Source organism: Leptotrichia sp. oral taxon 215 str. W9775 (assembly GCF_000469505.1).
Taxonomy (GTDB): domain Bacteria; phylum Fusobacteriota; class Fusobacteriia; order Fusobacteriales; family Leptotrichiaceae; genus Leptotrichia_A.
This window is the reverse complement of record NZ_KI272827.1, coordinates 1-8,483: the sequence shown is the minus strand read 5'-3', so window position 1 is coordinate 8,483 and position 8,483 is coordinate 1. Positions and strand designations below refer to the sequence as shown.

The window sequence follows — 8,483 nt, the reverse complement described above, 5'->3', positions numbered from 1 at the left end:
TTTACTAAAATTTTACTTATACAAAACAGTCATTCATCAAGGAAAAGTCAAAAACTTGCCTGAAGGCTCGAGCAGAGGACTTTTCCTAAATTCATTTCCTGTTTTACATTGTAAAATTTTAGATAATCCAAAAATATAGTTTTTCACATTGCTTTTTTTTATTTTCTTCTTAAGACAGCTCCTTGATTTTCCTATCTTTCCCTAAAATATTTTTCAATTCCGTTTACAATTCCCGTAACCATTTTATTCTGATAATCATTTGTAGACATTTTTCTATCTTCTTCAGGATTTGACATGAATCCCATTTCAATAAGAGTATTTGTAACTGTAGACCAGTTTGTACCAGTCAGGTCATCACGATACGAAACTCCTCTGTTTTTTGCTCCTGTTGCCTTTACAAATTCAGACAGCACATCTCTAGAAAATTTATCACTTGATTTCTGAACGCTTTTAGTATAAGGATTTTTAGAAGAAGAAGTCAGGACAGATACTCCGGTAAGACTTCTATTTGTAGAACCGTCTGCATGGAGTCTTATGTATACGGCACATCCTGCCTTGTTTGTCATAAGGGCTCTTTCCTTGTTACTAATATTGACATTATTTGTTTCCCTTATCATAAATACAGGGTATCCCTTACTTTTTAATCTATCTCTTAATTTAAGGCCAACTTCAAGTGTAAGCTGATATTCAGGTTTTTTTGTAGCTACTCCCGCTGTTCCATCTGCAACCTTTATTTTTTTTGTTGAAGAACCTGGAGCAACTTCTTCGAGACCTCTATTTCCCTTAAGTTGATGTCCCGGATCGATACACACTTTTCTGTTTCCGGAACCTACAGTTTCGGCATTAAGTTTTGAAGGTACATTTAACACAATTACTGAAAGGGCAATTATTACTGCTCTTTTAAAAAATGAATTTTTCATAATTCTTTTTTATAGTTTACTAAAATATAGTAACTATATCTCCTTTCGTTTTTGATTTAAAATTTCCAGTATTTAATTAAATTATACTAAAAACCATTATTCTAGGCAACAAAATTCTCAGTTTATTTATAATATATATAACAGAAACATAACAAAATTAATCTAATACATTATTTAATTTTGGTTTTTTAATTTTAGTAAAGATACAATAAAGGCATTAATAAATAAAAAAGTCTTTTCACATTGTCATAGTAGCAAAATTATGCTATAATTTTACGTATAAAACTTTAAATAAGGGTTGAAAATATGAAAATAAAATATAAAATATTATTCACTTTTTTATTCTGTGTACTTTTTTTTGCAAATGTAAAGGAAAGCAGAACGGAAGAGGTTATAAATCTTGAAACAGAAAAATCAGTAATAGACATAGAAAATGAATCTATTTCTGCAGCTGATGGAGTACTTCTGAAATATGGAGACATTTCAATAAAATCAGATAATCTGAAAAAGCTTGCAAAAAGAAATGTCCTTTTTGCATACGGAAATGTTCTTTTCAATCAAGGTACACAGACTATAAAAGCAAATGAAGTTATTTTTGACATGGATACAAAAAAAGCTAAGATATTAGGTTCAGAAAGCTATGACAATGATTTGAAGCTACGTTACGGAGGAGAAGAAACCCTCAGTGAGTATCCTAGTAAAATAACGATAAAAAATGGATGGTTCACAACGAGCCCGTATGAGAATCCAAACTATAAAGTAAATACAAGGGAACTGAAAATTTATCCAAACAGAAAAGTTGTTGCTAAAGATATAAGTGTAGTTGCCGGAGGAAAAACATGGTTTAAATTTCCATATTATGTGGTATCTTTAAAGCCTGAAAGCCAGAGGGCCACTTTGTTTCCTTATATTGGTTCAGACAGTGACAGAGGACTTTTTGGTATATGGGGATTTGACTATGACAGAGGACCTTTAGCACAAGGATTTGTTGATTTTGAAATAAGTGCCAAGAAAAAACTTGCATTGAAATTTTCAAATGACTACAGATTTGGAGCAAATAACAGCGGTAATATATTTGTTAACAGGGTAGTTGTTCCACTTGGAAATAAACAGAGGGAATGGGATTTCAGATGGACTCATAATGTTGTAAATACCCCTAAGGTAGAAAAAAGTGAAAGAAGTTTCTATAATTTAGGATACGGTATATGGAATCTTACTTATAAAAATATGACTACAAATTTAATGAGGGCTACAGATGGCGTTCTTCTTAAAGATGATTACAGTGCTTATGTAAATTCGTATAAAAAGATAGGTTTCTATGATTTTACTATTAATCAGGAGCTTGGTAAAAACGGTGAATTTAATCTGGATTATTACTGGACACATGACAGGGAAGCTTTAAGGGAACTTACAAAAATAAATGATTATATTGTTGACAGGGATGAAATAGATCCTAGAAAAACTGACGTTGATTTGTATAAAAGTTTGAAATACACAAATGGAAACAGCGATGTTGCAATAAAAGTCGATAATGAAGAATTTATTGATATCAATCCTGGATATATTGGAGATTTAAATTCTTACAGAAAAAAGGAAAGTTATTCAATAGATCTTAGAGGACCTAAAATTAAGTTTGATTATGTTGATTCAGATAAGGATGAATATGGAGAAATACTAAATCTCCGTGAAAGAGATGATGCGGATTTCCATTCGCTGGAAAGCTCAAACAGATGGGTACAGACAGTAGCTTATGACAAGAGAAAGGAATGGGGATTAACTTTTGGTAATTACTATCCTTTCAGACAAAGTGAATTTTTTGGATATGAGCCTAAGACTTTGCCACAATATCTGACAAATAATTTCTATTTTGGTGCTGAGACAAAGCAGGTTGATATTAGAAAAAAGGAATATGAGTATGATTTTACAAGAGATAATCCTAACTTTAACAGTATGTTCCTAAATTCTGTTACCGATGATAACAGCAGAATTTATAAAGTGTATGAAGATGCGGATATTATAAAAAGGGCAAAGAAAATAGTTTACGAAAAATACAGATCACAAAAGATAAACGTAGGAAATGATAAGATTGATTTACCTCTTAGAAATTCTTATGTTGCCTTTAATTTTGGATTTGAAAACAGGGATTATTCAGATGTTTATGTACCTGAATTTTATCGGGGAAGAAAAATTGAGGATATATCTTCGAGAACAGGTTATAAAATAGCAAAAAATACCTCAGGTGAAGAAATTAAGCAGAAACCTTCTATGAATATAGCAACATTGGATGCAAAACTGTTTACTACAATGTTTGATAATACGGCACGGACGGATAATAAATATGATGTAAGGATTACAAATGAAGCAGATGTTTCATTCCAGAAAACCGATGCAAATGGAGCAATGTATAATGGCTTTGATATTATTGAGATACCTTCCAATGCACTAGGATTAAAGAATAATTTTAATGTTCATGTAGGAAACGTAACCTTTAATTATATTTTTACAGGAAGGGATGACAGACATTTCAGTGATAACTGGCTGAAAAACAGATATGTCAGAAATTACTTTAAAGCAGATATTGCTAATAGAAGATTTGTAAGCTTTGATTTTGAAAGTAATGAAGAATACGAATTTAAGGATTTTAAATCTTCAAGAAATCTTAACAGGGAAGCGCAATATGGGTTTACATCAAACAATGAAGATAACTTCCTGTATAGATACAGCGACAGAAACAAAGAGATATATCCTTTTGACACAACAATGGGATGGGATCAGAAAACATACAAGGAATTAGAAAGGGAAAGAACTTTTTCCATGAATTTCAATGAATGGGGAATAGAGTATACAAACTTAAGAACCAAAAGAAATGATATTTTTGGAACAAGCGCTTCATTTGGAACACCTAATTTAAAATTAAAAACAGAAACACATAAAATAGGTTTTGTTTATGATACTAAAAAAATGAAAAACAAGAAATTTGAATCAGACCATTATTTCAGAGTAAACTATGGATTTGGTAAAAAAACATACAGGGATTTAAATAATACACCTTTGGTGGACTCTGATGACAGATATTCTCATGGAAGTGACTACACAACAATAAGTCTTCTGTATAGATACGAGAATAATGCTAAACCTAAATATGAAAAGGATTTGAAAAGAGAAAATGAAAGTTCTGGAAGTGTTTCTGTTTCAAGAGAGAAGAATATTGTGAAGGATTCAAATACCCAAAGTTTTTCTATTGCTGATTCAAGTAAAAATGTACTGGATAATATAGAAATAAACAGCGATGACAGATTATTCCTGAGCAATGAAGAGGAACAGGCTTATAAAAGCTACGTTGAAGAGGAAAACTACAGACAGAATAAATTTACTCTGAATGATTTTAATTCAAAACTTCAGGAATTAAGAAAAGGAAAGAAATATTTCCAAGTTGGTCTGGATTTAGAAATTGATGGTTCAAATTCACTGTATTCAACAAGCTTAAAAGGAATGAACAGATTAAATGATCTTACTTTTAAAATGGAAGCAGGATATCTGGAGAAATTCTTTGTAGCTTATAGATATGTGATGGAAAGACCTGACAGAATTTATAGAAATCTGCCAGGACGTAAAAGTGAGTATAATTTTAGAAAACACGAATTTGAAACAAAGTACATGTTTGGAGAAGATCCCGACAAACCATGGTGGATTGGAGGAAAAGTGCAGTATGTAAAAGATGGTGCACCAAGCTCTTCTGACCCTGAAATATTCGAAAGTTCTTCTGCCGCAACAAGAGTAAATAAACTGACTCTGGGACTTGCCACGTTAAGTCATAGATTTGAAAATGTTGAATGGGAAATAGGAGCAGGAGTAAAATGGGACAAGCCTGATAATAAAAAATTGGGATACTATCCTGTTATTACGTTGAAATTTGGAATAACACCTTTCCCTGAAAAGAATATCCAGTTTAATTACAGTGGAGGAAGTCCATCGTTTGGAGCAGGATTATAATAAAATAATAAATTAAATTAAGGAGTTAGAAAGATGATAGAAATGATATTACCTGACGGAAGTGTCAGAAAACTTGAAAAACCAATGACAGTTGTGGAATTTGCAAAAACAATAGGCTCAAGTCTGGGAAAAGCTACTGTCGGTGCAGTGATAGATGGAGTACAGGTTGATCCGTCATATTTGATTGAGAAGCCTGGAACAATTGAAATAATAACAGCAACAAGTGAAAAAGGTCTGGAGATTACAAGACACAGTGCCGCTCATATTATGGCACAGGCAGTGCAGAGACTTTTTCCAGGAACAAAAGTTACAATAGGACCTGTAATTGAAAATGGATTTTTCTACGATTTTGATCCTGAAAAACCTTTTACTGAAGAAGATTTAGATAAAATTGAAAAGGAAATGGAAAAAATTGTAAAGGAAAACTATGAATTTAAAAGAAGTGAAATGAGTGCAGAAGATGCAAAGAAAATGTTTGCTGAAATGGGAGAAGACTATAAAATTGAAATAATCGATGATTTAGGAGTAGATAAAGTAAGTATTTATCAGCAGGGAGAATTTGTAGATTTATGTAGAGGAACTCATATACCGTCTACAGGATATCTTAAGGCTTTTAAGCTTATGTCTACTGCAGGGGCTTACTGGCGTGGTGATTCAAATAAAAAAATGCTTCAAAGAATTTACGGAGTGGCTTTTACAACTAAAAAAGAACTTGATGAATATCTGAAAATGATGGAAGAAGCTGAAAAAAGAAATCATAGAAAGTTAGGAAAACAGCTTGATTTATTCTTTGTTGATGAACATGGTCCCGGATTCCCTTTCTTCATGCCAAAAGGTGTGGAATTATTTAATAAACTTCAGGAAATTTGGAGAGTTGAGCATAAAAAAAGAGGATATCAGGAAATAAAAACTCCAATAATGTTAGATAAGGAATTATGGGAAATTTCAGGACACTGGTTTAACTACCGTGAAAATATGTATACATCAACTATTGATGAAAAGGAATATGCAATAAAACCAATGAACTGTCCTGGTTCAATAATCGCTTATAAGAATAACTTACATTCATATAAAGATTTACCATTGAAATATGGAGAAATGGGACTTGTACATAGACATGAATTCAGTGGAGCCTTACATGGACTTATGAGAGTTAGAGCATTTACTCAGGATGATGCCCACGTTTTCTGTACAAAGGAACAGATTGAAGAACAGATTATTGAAATTATTGATTTATACGATAAATTCTATACTTTATTTGGATTTGAATATCATATTGAATTATCTACAAAACCTGATAAGGCAATAGGTTCAGATGAAATATGGGAAATGGCGGAATCTAATCTTAAGTCAGCTTTGGAACACAAAGGAATTGAATATAAACTGAATCCTGGTGACGGAGCATTCTATGGACCTAAAATTGATTTCAAAATGAAGGATTCAATCGGAAGAATATGGCAATGCGGAACAATTCAGCTGGATTTCAATCTTCCTACAAGATTTGAAATGAGTTATATTGGTGCAGACGGAGAAAAACATGAGCCTGTTATGATTCACAGGGCAATGTATGGAAGTTTGGAAAGATTTATAGGAATATTGATAGAACACTACGCAGGAGCTTTCCCAACATGGCTTGCACCTGTACAAGTGAGAATTCTTACAATTTCTAAAGAACAGGTTCCTTTTGCGGAAAAACTTTATGAAAGACTTCAAAATGAAGGAATAAGAGCAGAAATAGATACAAGAGATGAAAAAATAGGATATAAAATAAGAGAAGCAAACGGAGATCAGAAGATTCCTGTACAGCTTATCATAGGAAAAAATGAAGTTGAAAACAATGAAGTAAATGTAAGAAGATTTGGTTCCCAGGAAAGTTTAAATATGACTGTTGATGAAATAGTAAAAACTTTACTTGAAGAGTCAAAAGTCCCTTTTAAAAAATAGTATAATCAATGTTTCAGTAAAAATTAGTCATAGTATTTCTAAATGTAAAAAATATAATTATAAAAACGAGGTGATATTTCATGAATTACGATGATTATAATGATTTTGACGAATTAAATAATTATGGACATTCTGAAAACAGATATCTTACTTATGAAGAAGTTGAAAAAGTGGCGGCATCAAAAGTAAGAGGAAGTATATTGTGGATGGTTTTAGGACTTTTAATATCAGGATTGACAGGATACTTTACTTTAATAGGACTTTCAAATGGAACAGTTCCTTTTCTTGTAGTGCCGGTTGCATTTGTACTTGAATTTGTAGCTGTAATAACATTTACTGCTTTAACTTATAAGGCAAGTGCAAGTGTGTTGAAAATGATATTCCTTGTTTATTCAGTGCTTACTGGAATTACTCTTTCAGCAATAGGAGCCATTTATGATCCATATGCAATTATTTCCGCATTTACAGGAACAGTTGTCCTGTTTACTGTACTTGCAATATATGGATATGTAACTAAAGAAGATTTGAGTAAATATCGTTCCATATTAATGGTTGGTTTAATAGCATTAATAGTAATGGGAGGAATTAACTTCTTTATTCAGAGTGATGGATTAATGTGGATATCTTCAATGTTAGGAGTTGCAGTATTTATAGTATTTATTGCATATGATGTAAACAGAATAAAAAATAATGTAATATCATATGCACTTCATGAAGATGCAGGTATACTTGATAAAATCGAGATACATGGAGCATTAGCTTTGTATTTGGATTTTGTAAACTTATTCTTATATATATTAAGAATACTTGGAAGAAGAAAATAATAAATTGATTAGAAATGGGGCTATCTCAAAGATTAAAAAATATGGTTTATGCATTATTTTTCAGTTTTTTTGAGACAGTCCTTTCTTAATAAATAGTTTTATAGAGATATTACGTAAAATATAATATACAATTTATATAGTATAAATAAGGAGGAAAAGTGAACAAGCAAATAAAATGTGTTGAAGAATTTCATAGAATATATAAGTTAGGAAATTCAGAAAAACCAATAGGGAAACTTGAAAATCAAAAAGAAAATTTAAGATTTGATTTAATGAAGGAAGAAAATGAAGAATATCTTGAAGCGGCAAAAAATGGTGATATAGTAGAAGTTGCAGATGCTCTGGGAGATATGATGTATATTCTTTGCGGAACAATAATAGAACATGGAATGCAGCATATAATTGAGGAAGTGTTTGATGAAATACATAGAAGTAATTTAAGTAAACTGGATGAAAACGGTAATCCTATATATAGAGAAGATGGAAAAGTAATAAAAGGGCCAAACTATTTTCCACCAGATATAAAAAAAATAATAAAAAAATATCTATAATTTTTAAAATTTAATTATAAAATATAGCATTAAAAAAAGAAAAAGAGTAATTATTATTCGAAATTGTAATTAATTTGAAAAAAATTAATTACATGTGGAAATGTTGAAAATTATATAAAAATATTTTTAATATCAGTAATTACAGTGAAATTTTTGAGTTTTTAAATGTTGAAAAAACAGTGTTGAAAAATAAAAAGAAAAAAAATTCAAAAAAATGGAAAAAACCTGTTGACAAAGGAAATAAAATTTGA

At 30.9% G+C, this 8,483-nt stretch carries 5 protein-coding genes; 4 read left to right on the top strand and 1 reads right to left on the bottom strand.

All coding sequences use genetic code 11. From position 1 onward, the window contains the following. Positions 1 to 191 precede the first annotated feature (191 nt). Positions 192 to 920 carry an N-acetylmuramoyl-L-alanine amidase gene (locus HMPREF1984_RS01905; protein ID WP_021766180.1) on the bottom strand — a complete coding sequence of 243 codons (729 nt, stop codon included), beginning with the start codon at positions 918 to 920 and terminating at the stop codon, positions 192 to 194. 306 nt (positions 921 to 1,226) lie between these two features. On the opposite strand from HMPREF1984_RS01905, the gene HMPREF1984_RS01900 reads away from it, so the two are divergent. The 4 genes from HMPREF1984_RS01900 to HMPREF1984_RS01885 all read left to right on the top strand — a co-directional run bounded on the left by HMPREF1984_RS01900 (position 1,227) and on the right by HMPREF1984_RS01885 (position 8,232). Next, a complete protein-coding gene (locus HMPREF1984_RS01900; RefSeq protein ID WP_021766179.1) occupies positions 1,227 to 4,913 on the top strand; it encodes an LPS-assembly protein LptD in 3,687 nt (1,228 codons plus the stop codon). A gap of 33 nt (positions 4,914 to 4,946) precedes the next feature. Then, positions 4,947 to 6,857 (top strand): threonine--tRNA ligase, encoded by a 1,911-nt coding sequence (gene thrS / locus HMPREF1984_RS01895; protein ID WP_021766178.1) that lies wholly within the window; start codon positions 4,947 to 4,949, stop codon positions 6,855 to 6,857. 80 nt (positions 6,858 to 6,937) lie between these two features. Then, complete coding sequence (locus HMPREF1984_RS01890; protein ID WP_021766177.1) at positions 6,938 to 7,681, top strand: Bax inhibitor-1/YccA family protein; 744 nt, start codon at positions 6,938 to 6,940, stop codon at positions 7,679 to 7,681. A 158-nt stretch (positions 7,682 to 7,839) separates the two neighbouring features. Beyond that, entirely contained in the window at positions 7,840 to 8,232 is a 393-nt protein-coding gene (locus tag HMPREF1984_RS01885; protein WP_021766176.1) for a nucleoside triphosphate pyrophosphohydrolase family protein, read from the top strand. Positions 8,233 to 8,483 lie beyond the last annotated feature (251 nt).

What these genes read in the sequence shown, in the direction of transcription:
- HMPREF1984_RS01905 (WP_021766180.1), bottom strand. Translation starts at nt 920, where the DNA reads ATGAAAAATTCATTTTTTAAAAGAGCAGTAATAATTGCCCTTTCAGTA.
- HMPREF1984_RS01900 (WP_021766179.1), top strand. Translation starts at nt 1,227, where the DNA reads ATGAAAATAAAATATAAAATATTATTCACTTTTTTATTCTGTGTACTT.
- thrS (WP_021766178.1), top strand. Translation starts at nt 4,947, where the DNA reads ATGATAGAAATGATATTACCTGACGGAAGTGTCAGAAAACTTGAAAAA.
- HMPREF1984_RS01890 (WP_021766177.1), top strand. Translation starts at nt 6,938, where the DNA reads ATGAATTACGATGATTATAATGATTTTGACGAATTAAATAATTATGGA.